The sequence below is a fragment of the Microvirga terrae genome (assembly GCF_013307435.2).
GTDB classification, from domain to species: Bacteria; Pseudomonadota; Alphaproteobacteria; order Rhizobiales; family Beijerinckiaceae; genus Microvirga; species Microvirga terrae.
On record NZ_CP102845.1, the window covers coordinates 151,980 to 174,966 of the forward strand.

Annotated in this window: 22 protein-coding genes and 1 tRNA gene; 14 read left to right on the forward strand and 9 right to left on the reverse strand. The window is 67.1% G+C overall.

The genetic code is table 11. From position 1 onward, the window contains the following. The first annotated feature begins 40 nt into the window (after positions 1-40). The 8 genes from HPT29_RS00680 to HPT29_RS00715 all read left to right on the forward strand — a co-directional run bounded on the left by HPT29_RS00680 (position 41) and on the right by HPT29_RS00715 (position 10,531). A complete protein-coding gene (locus HPT29_RS00680) occupies positions 41-1,324 on the forward strand; it encodes an ABC transporter substrate-binding protein (RefSeq protein ID WP_173945265.1) in 1,284 nt (427 codons plus the stop codon). 66 nt (positions 1,325-1,390) lie between these two features. Beyond that, positions 1,391-2,242, forward strand: a complete 852-nt coding sequence (locus HPT29_RS00685; RefSeq protein WP_173945266.1) for a carbohydrate ABC transporter permease — start codon at positions 1,391-1,393, stop codon at positions 2,240-2,242. Positions 2,243-2,286: 44 nt separating this feature from the next. Beyond that, positions 2,287-3,099, forward strand: a complete 813-nt coding sequence (locus tag HPT29_RS00690; protein WP_173945272.1) for a carbohydrate ABC transporter permease — start codon at positions 2,287-2,289, stop codon at positions 3,097-3,099. 11 nt (positions 3,100-3,110) lie between these two features. Further along, positions 3,111-4,160: an ABC transporter ATP-binding protein gene (locus HPT29_RS00695; protein ID WP_173945267.1), complete on the forward strand. Its 1,050-nt coding sequence runs from the start codon at positions 3,111-3,113 to the stop codon at positions 4,158-4,160. A gap of 25 nt (positions 4,161-4,185) precedes the next feature. Then, the gene (locus HPT29_RS00700; protein ID WP_173945268.1) at positions 4,186-5,463 is read left to right on the forward strand and encodes an MGH1-like glycoside hydrolase domain-containing protein; all 1,278 of its coding nucleotides are present in this window, start codon (positions 4,186-4,188) and stop codon (positions 5,461-5,463) included. A 257-nt stretch (positions 5,464-5,720) separates the two neighbouring features. Next, positions 5,721-8,435 carry an aconitate hydratase AcnA gene (gene acnA, locus HPT29_RS00705; protein ID WP_173945269.1) on the forward strand — a complete coding sequence of 905 codons (2,715 nt, stop codon included), beginning with the start codon at positions 5,721-5,723 and terminating at the stop codon, positions 8,433-8,435. Positions 8,436-8,488: 53 nt separating this feature from the next. Next, complete coding sequence (locus HPT29_RS00710) at positions 8,489-9,454, forward strand: Bug family tripartite tricarboxylate transporter substrate binding protein (RefSeq protein ID WP_259060387.1); 966 nt, start codon at positions 8,489-8,491, stop codon at positions 9,452-9,454. Positions 9,455-9,610: 156 nt separating this feature from the next. Beyond that, positions 9,611-10,531: a GntR family transcriptional regulator gene (locus HPT29_RS00715; protein ID WP_173945270.1), complete on the forward strand. Its 921-nt coding sequence runs from the start codon at positions 9,611-9,613 to the stop codon at positions 10,529-10,531. A 123-nt stretch (positions 10,532-10,654) separates the two neighbouring features. Here HPT29_RS00715 and HPT29_RS00720 read toward each other — a convergent pair. After that, positions 10,655-10,739 (reverse strand) — tRNA-Leu (locus HPT29_RS00720). A 177-nt stretch (positions 10,740-10,916) separates the two neighbouring features. Between HPT29_RS00720 and HPT29_RS00725 the strand changes: the two genes are divergently transcribed. Further along, positions 10,917-12,020 carry a complex I NDUFA9 subunit family protein gene (locus HPT29_RS00725; RefSeq protein WP_173945271.1) on the forward strand — a complete coding sequence of 368 codons (1,104 nt, stop codon included), beginning with the start codon at positions 10,917-10,919 and terminating at the stop codon, positions 12,018-12,020. A 14-nt stretch (positions 12,021-12,034) separates the two neighbouring features. Here HPT29_RS00725 and HPT29_RS00730 read toward each other — a convergent pair whose 3' ends face one another. Together HPT29_RS00730 and HPT29_RS00735 are read right to left on the reverse strand one after the other, a co-directional pair. Beyond that, the gene (locus HPT29_RS00730) at positions 12,035-12,982 is read right to left on the reverse strand and encodes an IS110 family RNA-guided transposase (RefSeq protein WP_173944981.1); all 948 of its coding nucleotides are present in this window, start codon (positions 12,980-12,982) and stop codon (positions 12,035-12,037) included. A gap of 404 nt (positions 12,983-13,386) precedes the next feature. After that, positions 13,387-14,118 carry a sulfate transporter family protein gene (locus tag HPT29_RS00735; protein ID WP_173948797.1) on the reverse strand — a complete coding sequence of 244 codons (732 nt, stop codon included), beginning with the start codon at positions 14,116-14,118 and terminating at the stop codon, positions 13,387-13,389. Positions 14,119-14,235: 117 nt separating this feature from the next. Here HPT29_RS00735 and HPT29_RS00740 point away from each other — a divergent pair, with 117 nt between their 5' ends. Beyond that, entirely contained in the window at positions 14,236-15,465 is a 1,230-nt protein-coding gene (locus HPT29_RS00740) for a flavin monoamine oxidase family protein (protein WP_247654667.1), read from the forward strand. 6 nt (positions 15,466-15,471) lie between these two features. Here HPT29_RS00740 and HPT29_RS00745 read toward each other — a convergent pair whose 3' ends face one another. The 3 genes from HPT29_RS00745 to HPT29_RS00755 all read right to left on the reverse strand — a co-directional run bounded on the left by HPT29_RS00745 (position 15,472) and on the right by HPT29_RS00755 (position 17,660). After that, positions 15,472-15,750 (reverse strand): hypothetical protein, encoded by a 279-nt coding sequence (locus HPT29_RS00745; protein WP_247654659.1) that lies wholly within the window; start codon positions 15,748-15,750, stop codon positions 15,472-15,474. A 14-nt stretch (positions 15,751-15,764) separates the two neighbouring features. Further along, on the reverse strand, positions 15,765-16,490 hold the full coding sequence (locus tag HPT29_RS00750; protein WP_173948795.1) for a Crp/Fnr family transcriptional regulator: 726 nt from the start codon (positions 16,488-16,490) through the stop codon (positions 15,765-15,767). A 177-nt stretch (positions 16,491-16,667) separates the two neighbouring features. Next, positions 16,668-17,660, reverse strand: a complete 993-nt coding sequence (locus HPT29_RS00755; protein ID WP_173948794.1) for a 2-hydroxyacid dehydrogenase — start codon at positions 17,658-17,660, stop codon at positions 16,668-16,670. A 276-nt stretch (positions 17,661-17,936) separates the two neighbouring features. Here HPT29_RS00755 and HPT29_RS00760 point away from each other — a divergent pair, with 276 nt between their 5' ends. Further along, entirely contained in the window at positions 17,937-18,473 is a 537-nt protein-coding gene (locus HPT29_RS00760) for an SH3 domain-containing protein (protein ID WP_173948793.1), read from the forward strand. Between the two features lie 73 nt (positions 18,474-18,546). Further along, positions 18,547-18,693 (forward strand): DUF3096 domain-containing protein, encoded by a 147-nt coding sequence (locus HPT29_RS00765; protein ID WP_173948792.1) that lies wholly within the window; start codon positions 18,547-18,549, stop codon positions 18,691-18,693. Here the strand turns inward: HPT29_RS00765 and HPT29_RS00770 are convergent. From HPT29_RS00770 to irrA, 3 genes are read right to left on the reverse strand one after another with little or no spacing between them, the layout of a single operon-like run. Continuing rightward, positions 18,683-19,132, reverse strand: a complete 450-nt coding sequence (locus tag HPT29_RS00770; RefSeq protein WP_210272226.1) for a GNAT family N-acetyltransferase — start codon at positions 19,130-19,132, stop codon at positions 18,683-18,685. The genes HPT29_RS00765 and HPT29_RS00770 overlap by 11 nt on opposite strands. Before the next feature lie 26 nt (positions 19,133-19,158). Then, positions 19,159-20,172: an EamA family transporter gene (locus tag HPT29_RS00775; protein ID WP_259060389.1), complete on the reverse strand. Its 1,014-nt coding sequence runs from the start codon at positions 20,170-20,172 to the stop codon at positions 19,159-19,161. Positions 20,173-20,220: 48 nt separating this feature from the next. Next, a complete protein-coding gene (gene irrA, locus HPT29_RS00780) occupies positions 20,221-20,691 on the reverse strand; it encodes an iron response transcriptional regulator IrrA (protein WP_173948791.1) in 471 nt (156 codons plus the stop codon). Positions 20,692-20,929: 238 nt separating this feature from the next. Here irrA and fabA point away from each other — a divergent pair, with 238 nt between their 5' ends. Next, a complete protein-coding gene (gene fabA / locus HPT29_RS00785) occupies positions 20,930-21,451 on the forward strand; it encodes a 3-hydroxyacyl-[acyl-carrier-protein] dehydratase FabA (RefSeq protein WP_173948790.1) in 522 nt (173 codons plus the stop codon). 217 nt (positions 21,452-21,668) lie between these two features. Then, positions 21,669-22,892: a beta-ketoacyl-ACP synthase I gene (gene fabB / locus HPT29_RS00790; RefSeq protein WP_173948789.1), complete on the forward strand. Its 1,224-nt coding sequence runs from the start codon at positions 21,669-21,671 to the stop codon at positions 22,890-22,892. The last annotated feature ends 95 nt before the right edge of the window (positions 22,893-22,987 follow it).

Here is a 22,987-nt window from a genome sequence, read left to right on the forward strand (position 1 = left end):
GGATCGAGCGGCACCGAGAAGGGACCGATGGAGGAAGGACATGACGCATCCGGTATCGCTGCGCGCCATTGCCGCCGCGGCGGCCCTGTTTGGAGGGCTGACCGTCGCTCACGCGCAGGAAACGATCTTTTACTCGACCCAGCTTCGTCCCATCGAGGAGGCGACGAAGGTCCGCGAGGTCCTGCTGAAGGGCATTCCCGGCAAGGTCACCTACGTGGTCGACGAGCCGCCGGCCTTCGCGGTGCGCATGAAGGCGGAAACGCAGGCCGGCAAGCGCACCGCGAGCGTCGTCGGGGCGCTGCACGGCGAATTGCAGCCGCACGTGCCGGCCGATCTCCAGCCCGTCGACGACGTCGCGGCGAAGCTGACCGACCGCGGCATTCCGGCAAGCCTGATGGATCTCGGCAAGCTCGGCACCGGCCAGCAGCAATACATCCCGTGGATGCAGGCCACCTACGTGATGGTGGCCAACAAGCAGGCGCTGCAATACCTGCCAGCAGGCGCGGACGTGAACAGCCTCACCTATGCGCAGCTGCAGCAATGGGGCAAGACCATCGCCGACAAGACCGGCCAGCGCCGCCTCGGCTTCCCGGCCGGCCCGACCGGCCTGCTGCCGCGGTTCTTCCAGGGCTATTTCTACCCGTCCTTCACCGGCGGCGTGGTCACGACCTTCAAGTCGGCCGACGCCGAAGCCGGCTGGAACGCCCTGAAGGAGTTGTGGGCGGTGTCGAACCCCAATTCCACCAACTACAACTTCATGCAGGAGCCGCTGCTCTCCGGCGAGGTATGGATCGCCTGGGATCACATCGCCCGCGTGAAGGAAGCCCTCACCCTGCAGCCCGACCAGTTCGTCGCCTTCCCGGCGCCGGCCGGTCCGAAGGGGCGCGGCTACATGCCGGTGATCGCCGGCCTCGCCATCCCCAAGGACGCCCCGAACCGGGCCGGCGCCGTAGCGGTGATCGAGCATCTGACCAAGCCGCAGACCCAGTTGGCGACCGCCGCCGAAGTGGGCTTCTTCCCGGTCGTGAAGGCGGAGCTTCCGACCGATCTCGCGCCGGGCATCAAGGCGCTCGCCGGCGCGGTCGCGGCCACGCAGAACGCGAAGGACGCGCTCGTGTCGCTCCTGCCCGTCGGCCTCGGCGCCAAGGGCGGGGAGTTCAACAAGGTCTACATGGATTCCTTCCAGCGCATCGTGCTGCGCAACGAGCCTGTCAAGGATGTGCTCGAAGCCCAGGCGAAAGTGCTTGACGCGCTCATGAAGGACACCGGCGCACCGTGCTGGGCCCCGGACAAGCCGAGCCAGGGTGCCTGCTCGGTTCAGTAACCCCATCGATCGAGCCCGGCGGAGCACGCTTCGCCGGGCCCCATCTTCTGCCCGTGGAGCGGCTTCATGCCTGCGCGCCCATCCTGGATTCCCTATGCGCTGATCGCGCCCTCGGTCGTCTTTCTCGCGGCGCTGTTCCTGGTGCCGCTCGTGCAGACGATCTGGCTGTCGTTCTCCGCCGGCGAAGGCCTGTCGCTGGAGAACTACCGGCGCATGGCGGGCGACCTGAACTTCGCGCTCGCCGTCAAGAACACCTTCCTGCTCACCCTCGTGGTCGTGCCGCTCCAGGTGGTGCTGGCGCTCGGCATGGCCACCATGGTGACGAAGCTCGACAAGGGCCGCGACCTGGTCCTGTGGGTGCTCACCATTCCGCTCGGCATCTCGGATCTCGCGGCGGGCCTTGCCTGGCTCGCCCTGCTGCAGAACACCGGCTACCTGAACTCCGCGCTCTACGCGCTTGGCCTCATCCAGGGACCCACCGGATGGCTTTCGCAGGAGACGCCGGTCGCCCTGTTCTTCGCCATCGTGCTGGCGGAGCTCTGGCGCGCCACCGCCATCGTGCTGGTGATTCTAATCGCCGGCCTGCAGCTGATCCCAAAAGAATTCGCGGAAGCCGCCGAGATCTTCGGCGCCAAGCCGTGGACGCGCTTCACCCGGATCACCCTGCCGCTCCTGAAGCCCAGCCTGCAATCGGCCCTGATCCTGCGCACGGTGCTCGCCTTCGAGGTCTTCGCCGTCGTCTATGCGCTCGGCGGGCGCAATTTCCCGGTTCTCGCCGGCGAAGCCTATGTCTGGCAGAACGACAACCAGAATTACGGCGTCGCGGCCGCCTATGCGGTGCTCATCATGGCGATCTCGCTCGCCGCGACCGCCGTCTACCTGCGCGCCCTGAGAACGCGTCCGGAGCAGCTCCCATGACAGCCAGCGCCGTCGAAACGAAACCCGCCGCGACGAGCCGCGGCATGGCCCTTCCCTCCGCCCGGCGCCTGCTGCTGTGGACCGGCCTCGCGGTGCTCATCGCCTGGGTGCTGGTGCCGATCTATCTGGTGGCGCTCGGCGCCTTCGGGGGGCGGCTCGGCGTGTTCCGCTGGCCGAAATCGATCTGGCCCTCGGACCTGTCCTTCGCGGCCATGAGCCAGTTTCTCGCCATCGAGGGCGTGTTCAACGCCCTTGTCAACTCGCTCATCGCGGCCGGCCTGACGGTGGTGTTCTCCATCGCGCTCGGCGCCCCGGCCGGCTACGCGCTGGCGCGCTACACCTTCCGCGGGCAGAACGCCTATCGCCTGCTCGTCCTCCTCACCCGCGCCTTCCCGCTCGCCATCCTGGCGCTGCCGCTCACCGTCTCGTTCATCCGGATCGGGCTCTACGACACGCCCTTTGGCGTGTCGCTGATCCACACGGTTCTGGCCCTGCCCTTCGCGGCGCTCGTCACGCAGAGCCTGTTCATGGGCATTCCACGCGAATACGAGGAAGCCGCTTGGGTGTTCGGTTGCACGCGCTTCCAGGCCTTCATGAAGGTGGTGCTGCCGCTCGCCCTGCCGGGCCTCGCCGCGACCGCGATCTTCGCCTTCGTGATCTCGTGGAACGAGGTGTTCGCGGCCTCGATCCTCACCGTGCGCGAGCGGACGCTGACCGCCTATCTGCTGCGAATCCTCGCCGAGAGCCCGCTTCACTACCGCTTCGCCGGCGGCTTCATCCTCATCATCCCCTCCGTGCTCTTCATCTTCGCCGTGAGACGATACCTCTTCGCGGTGTGGGGCATTGCGAGCAAATAACGGATCCCATCATGGCTGACATCGTCATCGACCGCGTCGTCAAGGAATTCGGCTCCTTCCGCGCCCTGCAGGAGGTCTCGCTCACCGTCAACGACGGCGAGTTCGTGGCGCTCCTCGGCCCCTCGGGCTGCGGCAAGACCACGTTGCTCCGCATCATCGCCGGTCTCGAGACCCAGACCTCCGGCCGCGTCGTCATCGGCGGCCAGGACGTGAGCAACCTGAGCCCCCGCAAGCGTGGTCTCGCGATGGTGTTCCAGAACTACGCGGTCTTCCCGCACATGACCGTGTTCGAGAACGTCGCCTTCGGGCTGCGCACGCAGAAGGCCTCGCAGGCGGACGTGAAGCGCAAGGTCGAGCGCGCGGCGGCCCTGCTCCACATCGAGAACTATCTCGACCGCTATCCGGCAAAACTCTCGGGCGGCCAGCGCCAGCGCGTGGCGGTGGCCCGGGCGCTCGCCGTCGAGCCCGCCGTGCTGCTCATGGACGAGCCGCTCTCCAATCTCGACGCGCTCCTGCGCCTCGAGATGCGCACGGAATTGAAGGCGGTCCTGCGCGAGGCCGGCACCACGACGATCTACGTGACGCACGATCAAACCGAGGCCATGGGTCTCGCCGACCGCATCGCCGTGATGTACGGCGGCAAGATCGACCAGATCGGCGCGCCGCTCGAGATCTACGCCACGCCGGCCACTCGCTTCGTCGGCGGCTTCATCGGTTCGCCGCCCATGAACTTCATCAAGGTCCGGTGCAGCCAGGGCACGGCGCGGATCGGCGATGCGGCCCTGCCCTGCCCGACCACGGCCGAGAACCTGGAGCTCGGCCTGCGCGGCGAGGATGCGAGCCTGAGCCCCAACGGTTCCGGCCTTCCCTTCGACGTGCGCGTCGTGGAGCCGATGGGCTCGCACCTGCTCCTGACCGGCGCCATCGACGGCCAGCTCGCCCGCATCGTCGCGCCGCCGACGGCCAAAGTGAACGCGGGCGAGCGCGTCGGCCTCACCGTCGATCCGGCCCGCGTGACCTGGATCGACAGCACCACCGGACGCGCCCTCGCCCGGACCTGACTTTCCGACCTGAAGGACATTTGAGATGAACACGCTTCCGAAGGAAGAGGCGGCGCGCGCCATTCTCGCGCGCAACGATCGCGGCGGCTACACGGTGCCGACCGACCGGCTCTATCCGTTCCAGTGGAACTGGGACTCCGCTTTCGTCGCCATGGGATTTGCGGTCTTCGACGTCGCCCGCGCCTATCGCGAGCTGGAGCGCCTGGTCGAAGGCCAGTGGGACGACGGCATGATCCCGCATATCGTTTTCCATGCGCCGAGCGACACCTATTTCCCGGGCCCCGACGTGTGGGGCACGCGGCATCGCGTCCCGACGTCGGGCATCACGCAGCCGCCGGTCTTCGGCATGGCCCTGCGCCATGTGCACGAGGCCGCTCTCGCGAGCGGCACGGCCGGCGCGGCGGAGCGCACGACGGTGCTGTTCCAGGCCGCCCTGCGCTCGCACCGCTGGTGGTTGTCCGCGCGCGATCCGGACGGCCTCGGCCTCGTGTCGATCCTGCATCCCTGGGAGAGCGGCAGCGACAACTCGCCGGCCTGGGATCAGGCGCTGGCCCGCGTGCCGACCACCACCACGACGGCGATCCGCCGCAAGGACACGGGCCATGTGGACGCCTCCATGCGGCCACGCGACGAGGATTATCAGCGCTTCATCCACTTGGTCGACACCTACCGCGATTGCGGCTGGGACCCGGCGCGGCAATGGGCGGCCGCTCCCTTCAAGGTGGCGGACGTGCAGATGACCGCGATCCTGGCGCGGGCGACCGCCGACCTGATCTATCTCGCCGAGAGCCTCGGAACGGACGACGAGAAGGCGGAACTCGCGCGCATGCACGCCAGGCTGTGCGACGGCCTCGCCGGCCGGTGGCGTCCGGCACTGTCACGCTTCGTCGATCTCGACCTGATTGCGGGGCGGGACATCGAGGAGCCGACCCAGGCCGCTTTCATCCCGCTCGTGGCCCTCGAGCTCGATGCGGCTCAGCGGGACGCCGCTACGGCGGAGATCGAACGCTGGCTCGACGGCATGGTGGTCGGCGTGCCCTCGACGCCCGCCTTCTCGCCCGCCTTCGAACCGAAGCGCTACTGGCGCGGTCCGGTCTGGGCGGTCGTCAACTGGCTCATCTGCGACGGCCTGCGCCTGAACGGGGCCGAGGATCTCGCCCGCCGGATCGAGCGGACGACCGTCCGGGCGATCGAGAATGCGGGTTTCTGCGAGTATTTCGATCCGACGACGGGCGAAGGCCTGGGCGGCGACACCTTCTCGTGGACGGCGGCGGCCTACATGGTGCTCGGCCGGCGGACCTGAACCCAGGCTCGTGAGGAAATTCCAAAAGCCGCGGTCGCGCTGCGATCCGCGGCTTTCGTTTGAATGGCCCATGACAGGCCGGGCAGGACGCCGGAATGGCCGCGGGTGGATGGCAGAAGCGCCTTCATGCGGCTGTCCCTTCCGATAGGGCAGCGGGATGTCAGACACTTGAGGAGCCTTTTTGACAATAGCATAATCGCGTCTTGAAATGCAGATTTTATTTGCATTTATCGGATTCATTATGCAATTGTCGGTTCATGTCCCATGAGCCGACACCAAGACCCTTTGGACCCCTCGTCACGAGCTTCGCCGTCGACGGACGGCCGCATCGGATCGTCGGCCTTCCCGAGGCCGCCGGAGGCCAACTCGAACGGCTGCCGCACATACTTCGCATCCTGCTGGAGAACGTCCTGCGCAACGCGGGCGAGGACGCTCCGCGGGCCAGGGACGCGATCCTGACCTGGCTCCGGACCGGACGCAGCGAGGCGGAGATCCCGTTCCTGCCCGGCCGGGTCATGATGCACGACACCACCTGCGGCCCGGCCCTCGTGGACATCGCCGGCATGCGCGCCTCGCTCGCCGAGGCCGGGCATGATCCGGGCCGGCTCAATCCCGTGCTGCCGGTGGACGTGTCGACCGACCATTCGCTGGGCGTCGACGTGTTCGGCTCACCCGACGCCCTCCGGCGCAACATGGAGCGCGAATACGGGCGCAATGCCGAGCGCTACCGCTTCATGAAATGGGCCGCCCGCACCCTGACCGGCTTCCGCGTCCATCCGCCGGGCACCGGCATCATGCACACGCTCAACCTGGAGCGACTGGCGAACGTGGTCACGACGGCCGAGCGCGACGGCGTGGCCTGGGCCATCCCCGACACCCTGATCGGCACCGACAGCCACACGCCCATGATCAACGGCATCGGCGTGCTCGGCTGGGGCGTGGGCGGCCTGGAGGCGGAGAGCGTGTTCTTCGGCATGCCCGTGATGATCCGCGTGCCGGACATCGTCGGCGTGCGCCTCACCGGCCGCCTCAAGCAGGGCGTGCTCGCGACCGACCTCGCGCTGACCGTCACCGAGCGCCTGCGGCGCATCGATCTGGCCGACCGCTTCGTCGAATTCTACGGGCCGGGCGTGTCGACCTTGTCCGCCGGCGACCGCGCGGTCGTGGCCAACATGACCCCGGAGTTCGGCGCCAATTCCGGCTTCTTTCCCATCGACGCCCAGACGCTGCGCTACCTGAGCGAGACGGGCCGCAGCGCCGATCATGTTCACCTCGTGGAGCAATATGCCAAGCGGCAGGGATTGTGGTTCGATCCCGACGCGTCGCCGCGCTTCACCGACACCATCGATATCGATCTCGGCGAGGTCGAGGTCAGCCTCGCCGGACCGCGCCGGCCCCAGGACCGCATTCCGGCCGGCGCGACGGTCGGGGCCCTCGCCCCGATGCTTGCTGGCCGTCCGGTCGCGGAGGGCGAGCTTGGAGACGGCTCCCTGGCGATTGCGGCGATCACGAGTTGCACCAACACGTCCGATCCGCGCCTCCTGGTGGCCGCAGGCCTCGTGGCCCGCAAGGCACGCGCCTTCGGCCTCATGCCGCCGGCCTGGGTGAAGACTTCGCTGGCGCCGGGCTCGCCGACCGCCGAGCGCTATCTGCGCCGCGCCGGTCTCCTGGACGATTTGGCGGCGATCGGCTTCGGCATCGTCGGCTATGGCTGCACCACCTGCATCGGCAATTCCGGTCCCCTGCCGGCGGTCATCGAACAGGCGATGGCGGAGCGCGGCATCCTCCCCGTCGCGGTTCTGTCGGGCAACCGCAACTTCCCGGGCCGCGTACATCCTCAGCTCGACGCCGGATTCCTGGCCTCGCCACCATTGGTCGTCGCTTTCGCTCTCGCGGGCGACGTCAACCGCGACATCCTCAACGATCCCATCGGCCGCTCGCCAGCGGGCGAGGACATTCGTCTCGCCGATCTCTGGCCGACGGGCGACGAGATCGATGTGGCGCTCAGCAAAGCCATCGATGCCGCCGATTACGAGATGTCGTACGATGAGGCGGAGGCGAGCGAGGCGTGGCGGGTGCTCGACGCGCCCGCCACGCCCCTCTTCCCGTGGAACGAGGGCTCGACCTATATCCGCCGTCCGCCCTTCGCAGGCTTCGGCAAGGGCACGCTGCTCGGCACCTATGCGGCCCATCCGCTGCTCGTGCTCGGCGATGACATCACCACGGACCACATCTCCCCGGCCGGTCAGATTCCACCAACGGGCGAGACTGCGGAATATCTCGTCGAGCGCGGTGAGAACCGCCGCGACCTGAACGTCTTCGCCTCCCGCCGCGGCAATTGGGAAGCCATGGTGCGCGGCCTGTTCACCAACAAGAACGTGCGCAATCTGCTCGATGAACAGATCGCCCCGGGCTTCACGATCCACGCCGGATCCGGCGATCACCTGCCGCTCTATCGGGCGGCCGAGCGCTATGCTCGGGAGGGCGACTCCGTGGTGGTGGTGGCCGGCGAGCGTTACGGCATGGGCTCGTCCCGCGACTGGGCAGCGAAGGGCGTGGCGCTGCTCGGCGCCCGCGCGGTGCTGGCCTCAAGCTTCGAGCGCATCCACCGGTCGAACCTGATCGGCATGGGCGTCCTCCCTCTGCGGCTCCCGGAGGACCGGCATCCGAATACCCTGCATCTGCGCCCGAACGACCGGATCCTCATCGAAGCCGACGCAGCAACGCTCAGCCCGCGCGGCTCCGTGGCGGTCACGATCCGGCGCGCGTCGGGCGCGAGCGAGACCTTCATCGCCACGGCCGCCATCGAGACCGGTCTCGAGGTCGAGATCCTGCGCGGCGGCGGCATCATCCCGCTCATCCTGCAGCGGGTCGTCAACGCGGAGGCCACAAGCCGCGAGACGCCCGCCCCCGACTTCACCGACACCGGTGAAAACACCCGGCGAGAGGCTTCGCCGACCACCAGACCCTGAGCGGCAACCCCGCTTCGCGGTCACCCCTCACGCAACCTTAAAGGGAGGAACTCGTGAGCCACTTCACCAAGACGATCCGCGGCGTTGCATTCGCCGCCCTGACGCTCGTCGCGTCATCGGCCTTCGCCCAGCAGGAACTCAAGATCATGGCCCCGGCCGGACCCGGCGGCGGCTGGGACTCGGCCGCGCGCTCGATCCAGCAGGTGCTCACCCAGACGGGCCTCGCCAAGAGTGTCCAGGTCACGAACGTGACGGGCGCCGGCGGCACCATCGGGCTTGCCCAGTTCGTCAACACCGCCAAGGGCGATCCGAGCCAGCTCATGGTCAACGGCATCACCATGATCGGGGCGATCCTGAGCAACAAGGCGCCGGTGAACCTGGACCAGGTCACGCCGATCGCGCGCCTCACGGGCGATCCGCTGGTGATCGTGGTGCCGGCGAATTCGCCCATCAAGTCGGTCAAGGAGCTGGCCGAGGCCGTGAAGGCGGATCCGGCCAAGGTGACCTGGGCCGGCGGATCGGCGGGCGGCGCGGACCATATTCTCGCAGCGCTGTTCACGAAGGCGGCAGGCTCGGAGCCCTCGAAGGTCAACTACATCGCCTTCTCGGGCGGCGGCGAGGCGCTGGCCGCCATGCTCGGCGGCCGGGTGACGGCCGGCGTGTCCGGCTACGGCGAGTTCGAGAGCCAGATCAAGGCCGGCAAGCTGCGGGCGCTCGCGATCTCGTCCGGCAAGCGGCTCGCCGGCGCCGACGTTCCCACCCTGAAGGAGCAGGGCATGGACGTGGAGGTCGTGAACTGGCGCGCCATCATGGCGCCGCCCGCCATCACGGCCGACCAGAAGAAGGCCCATGCGGAGAGGATCGACAAGCTCGTCAAGTCGAAGGAATGGGCCGAGATCCTGAAAGCCCGCGGCTGGGAGGATTTCTACCTGGCGGGGGCGCCTTTCGAGACTTTCCTCAAGGAAGAGCAGGCTCGCGTCGGCGACGTCCTGAAGTCGATCGGTCTCGTGAAGTCGTAAGCACCAAGACCCCGGGGAGCCCGTGCAGGGCTCCCCTTCCCGGCCGAGAGTCGGCCCTTCGGCGCATGACGGAGCGATGGCGAGAGTACCCTGACCGCGACACTTCGGGTAAACGAGGGTCGAACCATCGAAACGAGTGCGTCCGAGGATGTGGTCATGAGTGCAGCCGATGAGCGTGCGGTCAACGGAAAGCGCGAATTGACCGAGGGGCTCGCCGCTCAGATCCTCGACCATATCCGGGACGGCGGGCTGGCGGTCGGGACGCATCTCACGGCCCAGGGGCTGGCGGAGCGGTTCAACGTCTCCCGCTTCCCCGTCGGCCAGGCCCTGCAGCTGCTGGCCGCGAAGGGGGTCCTCCTCCACGAACGCAACCGCGGATATTTCGTCTCGAGCGCCAAGGATGCATCGCCGGAGACCCTCGGTCTGGCGCCCAGGGACGAGGCCTCAGACGTCTATTTCAGGATCGCCGAGGACCACCTTCACGGCCGCCTGCCCGATCCTGCCTCCGAGGCCTATCTCAAGGACGCCTATGGGGCCACGAAGGCGCAGCTGAACGCGGTCTTGAGCCGGATCGCCCAGGAAGGCTGGGCCGAGCGCCGCCCCGGCTACGGCTGGTCGTTCTCGCCGATGCTGACCACGCCGGAGAGCCTGGAGCAGACCTACCGGGTCCGCCTCGCCCTCGAACCCGCCGCGCTGCTGGAGCCGGGCTACCGTCTCGATCCCGAGATCGCAGCCCGCTGCCGCGAGGCGGAGCTGCGGCTTCTCGACGGCGCCATCGAGACCGACACGGCGGACGCCCTTCACGAGCGCGGCGTCAGGTTTCACGAGGCGATCATCGGAGCCTCCGGCAATCCGTTCTTCCTGGAGGCCGTGCGCCGCATCAACCGCGTCCGCCGCCTGCTCTCCTACCGGTCGATGATCGACCGCAAGCGCTATCGCCGGCAATGCGAGGAGCACCTTCAGATTCTCAACCTCCTGGAACGCGGCCGGAACGCCGACGCCTCGGAGATGCTCCGGCGTCACCTGGAGCACACGATCGAAAACCTTCAGGAGATCCGGCCGATCCTGGAACGGTGAGGTGAGCCGACGGACGGGACAGAGACAAGGGCCCTGGACACGGCGGGCGCCCGTCGGGGCGATTTACTTTTTCGGAGAAGATGAATCCGCCTCGTTTCGCGGATCGAACCCTCGAGAGAGGGATGGTGCCCAGGAGAGGACTCGAACCTCCACGGTGTTACCCGCTGCTACCTGAAAGCAGTGCGTCTACCAATTCCGCCACCTGGGCATGCCTCGTCGGCGAGGCTTCGTTTACGGTGCTTCTGGCGGCACGTCAATCACTGAAAATGCGACCGATGCGCTTTCTTCCCATGCACCTCTTCACAGGGAAGCGGCGTTTGACTAGAGACATTCTGACGTCCACACCCAAGCTCCATGCAAGCCCTTCGCCGGGCAGGAGAGTTTCATGATCGGTGCCCTTCGCACGCCTGAGCAGCAAACCGTCACCGTGTTCGGCGGATCGGGCTTTCTCGGCCGCTACGTGGTGAGCCGCCTGGCCGAGCGCGGTTATCGCGTCCTCGTGCCGACCCGCCAGCCGAACCTCGCGAACTTCCTGCCTCTGGGCAAGGTAGGGCAGATCCATCCGATCCACGCCAATCTGCGCAACGAGAATTCGGTGGCCCACGCGGTGGCGCGGGCGGACCATGTGGTCAATCTGGTGGGCATCCTGCAGGAAACCGGCCGCCAGCGCTTCGACGCGCTCCAGGCCCAGGCGCCCGCCATGATCGCGCGGCTCGCCCGCAAGGCCGTGTCCTTCACCCATGTGTCGGCGATCGGAGCCGAGGCGAATTCCGAATCGGCCTATGCCCGCACGAAGGCCGAGGGCGAGGCTGCCCTGCTGGCGGAGCGGCCGGATGCGGTGATCCTGCGCCCCTCGCTGATGTTCGGACCCGGCGACAGCTCCTTCAACCGCTTCGCCACGCTCGCCCGCATGCTCCCCGTGCTGCCTCTGCCGGGGGCCGAGACCCGCTTCCAGCCGGTCTATGCCGGCGACGTGGCCGAGGCCGTCCTGCGGGCCGTGGACGGTGCCGTGCCGGGCGGGCGCGTCTACGAGCTCGGCGGCCCCGAGATCCGCACCATGCGCCAGATGATGGAACTCGTCTTCGAGGTCACCGAACGCAAGCGCGCCATCGTGGCCCTGCCGGGCAACCTCGCCAGGACTATGGGCAGCGTCCTCGGTACGCTCGACTGGGCGACCCTCGGCCTGATCCCGAACGAGCTCGTGACCACCCGCGACCAGGCGATCCTGCTCGAGTCCGACAACGTGGTTTCGGACGATGCCGTCCGCGAGGGCCGCACGCTCCAGGGCCTCGGTCTTGCGCCCACCACCATCGAGGCGATCGTGCCGAGCTATCTCCTGCGCTTCCGGAAGACCGGCCAGTTCGACCTCAAGCGCAATGCCACGACGACCACCCCGGACCTGCTCGCGCCCCGCTCGGGCGGGCCTGGGTCCGACTTCCACCCGGAGCGGGCTTCGGGCCCGGCCGTCGGCCAGGCGTCGAGCCGCTAGAGTATCCGTATTGATCAAGCGGGTTTTGGGGACCAGTTTCGCTGATCTCGCAAGAGCGCATTGGCCAGGATGATGAGCTTGCGCATGATGGCCGTCAGGGCGACCTTGGCCGGCTTGCCCGCCGCGAGCAGGGCCTGGTACTTGGCCTTCAGATCCGGATTGAAGCGGGCCGCCACCAGCGCTGGCATGTACAGCGCCTGACGCAGATGGGCGCGGCCGCCCCGGATCGTGCGGCGACCGCGCGAGGTTCCGCTGTCGCGCGCCACCGGAGCCAAGCCGGCGAGGCTGGCCACCTGGCTCTGATCGAGGCTGCCGAGTTCAGGCATCTCGACGAGCAGGCTCACGGCCGTGGCTTGAGCAATGCCGGGAATGCTCATGAGGATGGCCAGACGCGGGGCGAGATCCGCATCCGCCTGACACAGGCTGAGAAGTTGGGCGTCGACCGCAGCCAAGTGGCGGACTATCTGGCGCAGCCGCTGGTCGAGCTGACGTCGCAACAAGGGAGAGCGGACCACCTTCTGCCGGTTGAGAGCGGCCGTGCGGTCCTTGATCAGCGCCTGCCGCGCCACCACCAGCTCCTTCATGGCATCCAGAGTGGGACTGAGCACGGGCCGGGTGGGAGGCTCGAGCAGGGCTCCAAAACGCGCCAGCAGGGCCGCATCGAGCCGATCGGTTTTGGCGAGCTGTCCCAGGGCTTCCGCGAAGCGGCGGGCGTGGCGGGGATTGATCTTCGCCAGCGGCAGGCCGGCACTGGCAAGACTGCGCTCCAGCCCGCGGTGATAGGCGCCGGTCGGCTCGAAGACCACGCGCTGAATGGCGTACGCGGCCAGCCAAGCGATGAGGGCGCGATGGCCTTTGGCGTCGTTGGGGAAGTGGCGCGTGGCCCCGTCGGGGCAGAGACAGACATCGAGCTGATCTTTGGCAATGTCGATGCCGGCGGTCTGTGGTATAGGATGATCCATCTTTTCCGCGTCCTTGGCTTGTCATGCGGGCCATCACGCCCGGGTATCCGTTCAGGCCACGAGGAAAAGAGAGGGGCGGTCTGACTCTAGCTCGACCCGCTCCGGTCTGCGTCGGAACGACCCGTCCCCTCCCACCGCCAGCGAGCTCGCGACCCGCTGGCGGTGTCCTCATCTTGCTCGATCAGGACGCGAAAATCATAAGACAAGCATCGGACCCAAGAGTGGACCCACTTTCGGGATCGGATCCGATGCTCCCTCTCTTGGCCGGCGCATCGTTCACCGTGGACCCGAAGGGCCGCGTCAGCGAAAACCGGATCCACTTTTCCACACGATGCGCTAGAGCAGCCTCCTGGAGCCGCGCCGAACGATGCGAGGAAGCGAAGGATCGGACGGGGTCCGGTCCTTCAGGTGTTCTCGATCGAGGCAGAGTCCGTCCGGCGGACCTGAGTCCACAGCGCCCGCCCGTGCGTGAGCCTCTTGTGCAGGTGGACCATCAGGACCGCGCCGAAAATCGGCGTGATCAGGTTCACCACCGGCACGAGCACCAGGGCCGCCACGACGGCGCCGGCGGCCAGCACGGTGCCCCGGTGCTCGGTGCGCAGGCGCGCCACGTCCTCGGCCGGCCGGAAGCGGCCGGCGGCGAGCTCGAAATATTCCCGGCCCAGCAGATAGGCGTTGGCGATGAAGAACGCCCCGATATTGATGCCCGGGATGAAGAACAGGAGCAGGGCGACGAGGTTCACCAGCAGGGACAGGCCGGCGAAGCGCATGCCGTAGAGAAGGGACGTGCCGAAGGGCAGGGCCTGGCCGGGCGGATCGGCCGGATAATCCTTGCGCTCCACGATCTCGGCCACGTCGTCCAGGAAATACCCCGCCACGATGGCGGAGATCGCCGGCAGCAGATAGATCAGGGCGACGAAGAGACCGAATCCAGCCAGGAAGAATGCGAAGCTGTCGATGATGGGATAGCTGGCGCTCAGGTCGTGGTTCGTGAGGAAGATGTCGAACAGCTTGGTCAGACCGAGCCAGACCAGAACGAGCAGCGCCAGCGTCAATCCAATCGACTTCCAGAGAATGCGGCGCAGCGCGGGCGAGAAAACCTCGCGGGCCGCGGCGAAAACCGATTGGATCAGCATCTGTCGTTCGTCTCCTGACAAGGCATCCCTTGATCGGGACAGCGGACCTTACTTATGAACGACGTCGCCGCAAAGCGAGAGGTGGGGGCCATCGTGTCGTCTGAAACGTCGGGGAGCATGCCGGCCGATCCGGATGTGGCGATCGTCGGTGCGGGTAGCGCCGGGATCGCCGCGGCCCGACGCCTGCTGGCCGCGGGCCTGACCGTCACGGTCCTGGAGGCGCGCGACCGCTCCGGCGGGCGCACGGTCACGCGCCCCTTCAGGGGCCACCCGGTCGATCTCGGGGCCCACTGGCTTCACGCAGGACCGATCAATCCGCTGGTGCGGCTAGGATCCCTGCGTGGAGAGCCCCTGCGCCGGGCGCCGGCCAACGGGCACGTCTTCGTGCGCGGCAGGCCGGGCGGCCGGGCCGAGCGCGCGGCTCTCGACCGGGCCTTCGACAGGGCCGACCGGGCCATGACCCAGGCGGCGAAAGCTCGCGAGGATCAGCCGGCGGCGATGTCTCTGCCTCCCCTGGGACCGTACGGCCGGCGAGTGGCGGCCATCCACGGCCTCGTGTCGGGCCGGCCCCTCGACGAGGTCAGCCTGCACGACTTCCCGAGCATGGAATATGCGGACAACCTGTTCATTGCCGGCGGACTGGGCGCCTATCTGCGCCGCCTCGGCCACGACCTCCCGGTGCGGCTCGCCACCGCCGTCCATGCGATCGACTGGTCGGGACAGGGAGTGAGAATCGACAGTTCGGCGGGAACGCTCCGGGCCAAGGCGGCCATCGTCACGGCACCCATGGCGGTGCTGCAGCAGGGCGCGATCCGGTTCGCGCCGACGCTTCCCGACAGGGTCCGGGAAGCCGTCCACGGCTTCACGCAGGGTGTCTACGAACATGTGATCCTGCATTGGCCCGATGCGCCCTTTCGCGGTGCGGACAGGCTGGCGAGCCTGACGGGAACCCGTCGGCAGCCGCCGGGCCTCCTCACCCGAATCGACGGCACGCCGTTCCATTTCTTCGAGCTCGATCAGCCCACGGCCGCCGCCTTCGACCGGCGCGATCCCCATGGGCCGTTCCGCTATGCGCGCGAGGTGCTGGCCGAGCATTTCGGCCATCGGGCGATCCGGAATCTTGCCGCCGTGCATGTGACGGCCTGGCGGCACGATTCCTGGTCGCGCGCCTCCTGGGCCGTGGTGCCGCCGGGTCTCTACGCCATCCGCGACATCCTGAAGGCACCCGTCGGGGGCCGGATCTGGTTCGCCGGCGAGGCGCTCTCGCGCGCCCAGTGGGGCACGGCCGGGGGAGCCTGGGACGAGGGCGAGCGAGCGGCCGGGGAGGTCATCGCGCAGCTGCGCTGAGCCGGGTCAAGGCTCAGCCAATGCTGAATCCAGGCGTGTGCGCACCCAGGTCACGGCCTCGTCGAGAGAGGCCAGGACCGGGGGCGTCACGCTGAGCAGAGCGCTGCAAGGGCCGAAGCCGGCCTCCAGAAACCAACCTCCGGCCCGTTCCTTCCCGCCGACGGTCTCCTCCGGGGTCACCCAGCTGAAAACCGCCACCAGTTGCCCGTCCGCGAGGACGAGCTGTCCCTCGTGACTGCCGCCATCCGCCATGACGGGCATCGGCTGGAGAGTGATGTCATTCATCGTTCGCCCACCGGTCAGGATGATCGATCTTCGTTCTGAAGGCTGAGATAGGTCGAGGTAAACTCGCCGACCTTCTTGAGCCGGTCCCAATCGAGAATGGTCAACGCGTCACCCTGGAAACGGATCAGGCCTTCCTTGCGCAATTCCTGCAGCACGCGGTTCACGTGAACGGTCGAAAGGCCGAGCGTATCGCCGAGTTCCGCCTGGGTGACGGGGAGCTGGATCGTATCGCCGTCGGCCCGGCCGATGACCTTCAGGCGCAGGTACAGCTCGCAGATCAGATGCGCCATGTGGGCGGTGGCGGAGAGGCGCCCCATGGCGGTCAGCCATTCCCGGTGGATGGCGCCATCGATCAACGTATTGAGCCAGAGCAGCCTCGTGAGATGCGGATGCTCGTCGGTGATTTTCTCGAGGGTCGCATGAGGAACGAGGGCGATGCGGCAATTGGTGAGCGCCACGACCCCATGGTCCATCGTTTTCAGAAGGAAGCTGTGCAGGTCGATGAAGTCGCCCGCGACATGAAGCGCCGAAATCTGCCGGCGGCCGTTCGAGACGATCTTGTAGCGGGCCGCGAAGCCCTCCAGGAGCAGCGAGCTTTCCGCCGGGCGGTCGCCCTCCCGCAGGACGTCGTCGTCGGCCTCGACCACGCGAATGCGCGCAATGGCGTTCTCGAGGACTTTCTTCTCGTCGTCGGAGAGCCGGTCGTATGTCTCGAGCTTCAGAATGAGGGGATTGGTCATCAAGGCCATGCGGATAGGAACATCCCTGTTCTGGCCAATCTCCTTTCTCAGCCGCACTCACATATGTTTATGCTCACGGTGGATTTTGGTCGCACCGGTTCCGAGCCTACATCATCCGATCCGGGACAGAGGCTGGAACCGTCGCCTGGGTCGCGCGGGAGAACCTTCCGGCTCCCGTCAGAGCATGCTGGGCAGGACCCGGTCCGGCGGCTTGTGGCCGTCGACGAAGGCCCGGATGTTGACGATGACCTTCTCGCCCATGGCCACGCGGCCTTCGTGGGTGGCGGAGCCCATATGCGGCAGCAGCACCACCTTGCCCTGTTTGGCGAGCCTCACGAGCCGCGGATTGACGGCCGGCTCCTCCTCGAACACGTCGAGACCCGCTCCCGCAATGGCGCCGGCCTCGATGAGCTTGGTGAGCGCGCCCTCGTCGATGATCTCGCCCCGGGCGGTGTTCACCAGGATGGCGTCGGGCCGCATGAGCTTGAGGCGCCGGGCCGAGAGCAGGTGGTAGGTGGCCGGCGTATGCGGGCAGTTGACCGACACGATGTCCATGCGGGCCAGCATCTGGTCGAGGGATTCCCAGTAGGTCGCCTCGAGCTCGGCCTCGATCCTCGGCGGCACGTGGCGGCGGTTGTGATAATGGATCGACAGCCCGAACGCCTTGGCCCGCCGGGCCAGGGCCTGGCCGATGCGCCCCATGCCGACGATGCCGAGGCGCTTTCCCGTGATGCGCCGGCCGAGCATCCAGGTGGGCGACCAGCCGGCCCAGTTCCCGTCCGGAATCACCCGGGCCCCCTCCGGGATGCGGCGGGCGACCGCCAGGATCAGCGCCATGGTCATGTCGGCCGTGTCCTCGGTGAGGACGCCGGGCGTGTTGGTGACGGTGACGCCCTTGGCCACGGCGGCCGACACGTCGATGTTGTCGACCCCGTTGCCGAAATTGGCGATGAGCTTCAGGTTGGAGCCTGCCTGCTCCAGCACCGCGGCGTCGATCTCGTCCGTGATGGTCGGCACGAGCACGTCGGCGGTTTTCACCGCGTCGGCGAGCTCTTGCGCCGAGAGGGCCCTGTCCTCGAGGTTGAGGCGCGTGTCGAACAATTCGCGCAGCCGCGTCTCGATCACGTCGGGCAGGCGGCGGGTGACAACGACGACCGGTCTCTTTTTCATCGGCTTCAAGCGTCCCCAGCACGAGTGCCTGATCAGCCGAAGTGTGAGCGGTTCGGCGTTAAGATCAGGCACAATTCAATAAGTGAGAGCGTGATCGAACGCAAAACCGGTGGCCACTTTTGCTGATCACGCTCTAAAACCCGCGAAGTTTAAAGAGTTTCACGCTCTCTTAACTCTGCTTCGGCGATCAAAGGTGACGACCCGCCGCGTGGCGGCATCCGTCAAGCTTCTCTACCAGAGCCTCAACCCAAGACAAAGCCACTATCCGGGGGAACCATGCGCAAGATCGTCCTTGCCCTTGCTCTTGTCGGCCTGAGCGCCGCTTCGGCCCTCGGGCAGCAACAGCCGCCGGGCGGGCGTCTGGGCACGGGCCTGCCGGTGCCGCGCTATGTCAGCCTCAAGACCGACCGGGTGAACCTGCGCGAGGGGCCCTCCAAGGACCACAGGACCGCCTGGGTGTTCCAGCGGGCCGGCCTGCCGGTGGAGATCATCGCCGAGTACGAGACCTGGCGGCGCATCCGCGATTCGGAAGGCACGGAAGGTTGGGTTCTCCACTCGCTCCTGTCGGGGCGGCGCACCGCCCTGGTGATGCCGTGGGCGAAGGGCAACCAGCCGCCGATCAGCCTGTTCGACAGGTCCGACGACAAGGGCAACCTGGTGGCTCATCTGCAGCCAAGCGTGATCACCAACATCAAGGGCTGCGACGGCAGGTGGTGCCACGTCACCATCGTGATGGACGGCGCCCGCGACGTGGACGGGTTCATCCAGCAGGAGAAGCTCTGGGGCGTCTATCCGAACGAGACCGTGGAATAGGCTCTTTGCGATTTATCAAGCTTTAGGACGCTAGAAGGAAACATCGTTTCCTTTAGCCCGAAAGCCTGCCTCGATGAGTCTCAACCTGAGTTTCAAGCTGCTGCCGATCCTGGCGCTCGTCCTCGGCATCGCGTCGATCGTCGCGCCACGCTTCCTCAATGTCTTCGTGGCGATCTTCCTGATCGCCTACGCGCTCGTGGGCTTCGGCTTCATCCGCTGACCGCATCGAACCGGTAGCGGTAGGAATTCGTCTCGCGCGTCTCGAAGCCCAGCCGCCGGTAGAGGCGGTTCGCGGCCTCGCGGGCGGGACGCGACGTGAGGTCGACGGTCTTGGCCTCGCGGCGACGGGCCTGATCCAGCGCCGAACGGATGAGGGCCTCGCCGATACCCCGGCCCCGGTAGCGCTCGTCCACCACCACGTCGTCGATGAAGGCCCGGGCGCCGGTCGGGGCCAGGAACCATCCAAGCGTCAGCATCCCGGCCACGTGCCCGTCGCAGCGCGACAGGATGAGCAGGCAGGAGGACGAGGCAAGGATCGCGTCGAGATCCTCCCGGCCGAAGGCCTTCGGCGCTGAGGTCAGCTGGGCAAGCAGCCGGTTGACGGCCTCGACAAGTTCGTCCGTCCCGGCGGAAACGATCTCGATCTGCAACGCGCTCATCCCTGCACGCTCCTCCTTGAGCGAGTCTATTCCAGACGCAGGCGTCGGAGAAGCCTCGCCCCGAAGACGTTCACCGCCAGGCCCATGACGATCACGGCCCCGCCGACGGCCTCGATCGGGTGCATGGCTTCCCCAAGGATGAGAGCCGACCCCAGAATGCCCGCGACGGGCACGAACAGGGCGAAGGGCGTCACCGTGGCGGCCGGGTGGCGGGACAGGAGATAGGCCCAGATGCCGAAGGCGAAGATGGTGGTCGGATAGGCGAGATAGGCCACCGCCGCCAGGGTGCCGCCGTCGATCTGCGCCAGCGCCGCGAGGACCCGGTCGGGCCCGTCGAGCCAGAGCGACAGGCCGAACAGCGGCAACGGCGCCACGAGACTCGACCAGACGATGAGCCCCAGAGCACCGGACCCAAAAGTGGAAGGCACCTTCGGGATCCATCGGGTGCTCTTCTTCCTTGCTGGCGCCTCGTTCGGCGCGGACCCGGAGGGCCGCGTCGGCGAAAACCGGGTCCCCTTTTCCGCACGATGCGCTGGCATGTCGACCCGGCTGGCCCGCTTCGACACGATGTTGGCCGCGCCCCAGGAGGCGGCGGCGATCACGGTCATCAGGAACGGGACGGCGCCCCCGCCGGTCATGCGCGGCCAGGCGATGAGCACGAGCCCGAGGCTCGCCACGACTCCGCCGATCACCTGATGCGGGCCGGGCCGTTCGCCCATGACGAGGGCCGCGAAGAGGATCGTGAAGAAAACCTGCGCCTGCATGACCACGGAGGCGAGGCTCGCCGGCATGCCGATGGCGAGCGCCGCGAACAGCAGCCCGAATTGGGCGACGCCGAGGAAGAACCCGTAGGCGACGACGTTGCGCCAGTCGGTCCTGGACCGCGGGACGAAGAAGACGGCCGGGAGGGCCGCGAAGAGGAAGCGGAGCGCCGCGAGCAGCAGGGGCGGCGTTGTGCCGACCCCGAGCTTGATGACGACGAAGCTCAGACCCCAGACGGCCGTGACGACAAGGGCGGCGAGGCTATGGCTGAGCGGCATGTGTCAAGACCGGGAGCCGCTCTCTGGGTGTCAGGCGGTGCGGGACCTTCAGGCGCCCTTGCGGCGCAGGCGAACGATCACCTCGACGCCGGCCACTTCCATGCCGTCCGGCGGTGCGGGCAGGTCGGCGACGCTGAGGCCGGAGGACGGCATGTCGACGAGTTCGCCCTCGTCCTCCAGGAAGAAGTGGTGATGCTCGGTCGGGTTGGTGTCGAAATAGGCCTTGGCGCCGTCGACGGCGAGCTGGCGCAGCAGGCCGGCCTCCGTGAACTGGTGCAGGGTGTTGTAGACGGTCGCCAGCGAGACCGGGACGCGGGCGCGGGACGCCTCGTCGAAGAGCATTTCCGCCGTGATGTGCCGGTCGCCCTTGCCGAACAGGAGCCAGCCCAGCGAAACGCGCTGCCGGGTCGGACGCAAGCCGACGCGACGCAGTTTGTCCCGCAATTCGGACACGGGGCACCCCTTCCGGGAGGCCGGAGCGGTGGTGGACTCGATATAGGCGGACAAAGGATCGGTCATCTGCGGAACTGAATGAGGGATGGGCGCTTCTAACATCACAATCATAAGAAAGCGAGAGGGTTACTGCAAGGCTGCCCTGCGATGACGGCTGAAACGCTCCTCGTACACGACCGAAGAATCCCGGCTCGGGTCCCTTGGATGGATGGCCAAGCCTGTGCTACCAGAGCCGGCAATCAGGTCTCGGGAATCCCCCGAGGCTGCCTTTTGTGACGACGCGATGAAAGGATCGGCATCCGGCATGGCCCGCCAGTCCAGCTTTACCTATGAAGAGCTTCTCGCCTGCGGGCGCGGAGAATTGTTCGGCCCCGGCAACGCGCAGCTGCCGCTTCCGCCCATGCTCATGTTCGACCGGATCACCTCGATCGGCGAGGATGGCGGCGCCTACGGCAAGGGCCACGTGCTGGCGGAGCTCGACGTGCGGCCGGATCTCTGGTTCTTCCCCTGCCATTTCGCCGGGGACCCTGTGATGCCGGGCTGCCTGGGGCTTGACGCCCTCTGGCAGATGACGGGCTTCTTCCTCGGCTGGGGCGGCTCCTCCGGACGGGGCCGGGCGCTGGGCGTCGGCGAGGTGAAGTTCAGCGATCAGGTGCTGCCCACCGTCAAGAAGGTCGTCTACGGGGTCGATCTCAAGCGCGTCTTCCGCTCGAAGCTGGTGCTCGGCATCGCGGACGGCTGGCTGGAGGCCGACGGGCGCCGGATCTACGAGGCCAAGGACATGCGCGTCGGCCTCTTCCAGGCCGATGCGGCTGCGGGCGGCTAGGCCTTTTGGCACTGACTGAAGGGCAACCAACGTCCCATCGTATTGACAAAGCGTATTCTTTTTTAAAGAACCGGCCCTGCCGTGCCACGGCAGGGCCTTCGAGCTTGGGACCACGCTTTCATCCCATTCGCATGGCTCAGTGTTGAGAATGCGCATCCTCGGCCTTACGTGTGGAATCGTTAAGGCTGGCAGTGAAGATCCTTTGAAGAGGTAGGCTATGAGGCGGGTCGTCGTCACCGGAATGGGCATCGTGTCGTCCATCGGCAACAACACGCAGGAGGTCCTCGCCTCCCTGCGTGAAGCGAAGTCCGGGATCAGCAAGGCCGAGGATTACACGAAATACGGCTTCCGCTGCCAGGTTCACGGGGCGCCCAGCCTCAACCCCGAGGAGATCGTCGACCGGCGCGCCATGCGCTTCCATGCCAGGGGCACGGCCTGGAACCACGTGGCCATGGACCAGGCGATCCGCGACGCCGGCCTCGAGGAGGGTGAGATCTCCAACGAGCGCACCGGCATCATCATGGGCTCGGGCGGTCCTTCCACCCGCATCATCATGGAAGCCGCCGACATCACCCGCGAGAAGGGCCCCAAGCGCATCGGCCCCTTCGCGGTCCCGAAGGCTATGTCGTCCACCGCGTCGGCCACGCTGGCGACCTGGTTCAAGATCAAGGGCGTGAACTATTCGATCTCATCCGCCTGCGCGACCTCGAACCACTGCGTCGGCAACGCCTACGAGATGATCCAGTACGGCAAGCAGGACGTGATGTTCGCCGGCGGCTGCGAGGATCTCGACTGGACCATGTCGAACCTCTTCGACGCCATGGGGGCCATGTCGACCAAGTACAACGACACCCCGTCCCGCGCCTCCCGGGCCTATGACGCCAACCGCGACGGCTTCGTTATCGCCGGCGGGGCGGGCGTGCTGGTGCTGGAGGAGCTCGAGCACGCCAAGGCGCGCGGCGCGCGAATCTACGGCGAGATCGTCGGCTACGGCATGACCTCGGACGGCTACGACATGGTGGCGCCGTCCGGCGAGGGCGCGATCCGCTGCATGCGCATGGCCCTTAAGGACGTCCACACCCCGGTCGACTACATCAACCCGCACGCCACCTCGACCCCCGTGGGCGACCAGAAGGAGATCGAGGCGATCCGCACCGTCTTCGGCACGGGCGACAAGTGCCCGCCGATCTCCGCGACGAAATCGCTCACCGGCCATTCGCTCGGCGCCACCGGCGTCCAGGAGGCGATCTACTCGCTTCTCATGATGAACAACCGCTTCATCTGCGAGAGCGCTCATATCGACGAGCTCGATCCGGAATTCGCCGACATGAACATCGTCCGCGAGCGGATCGACGACGCCAAGGTCGACACGGTCCTGTCGAACTCCTTCGGCTTCGGCGGCACCAATGCCACACTCGTCTTCAGCCGCTACAACGGGTAGCGCATCGTGCGGAAAAGTGGATCCGGTTTTCCGCGAAAGACAATGCGCTCTTCAATAGCGAGCATCGGGTGAATCCCAAAAGTGGATTCCACTTT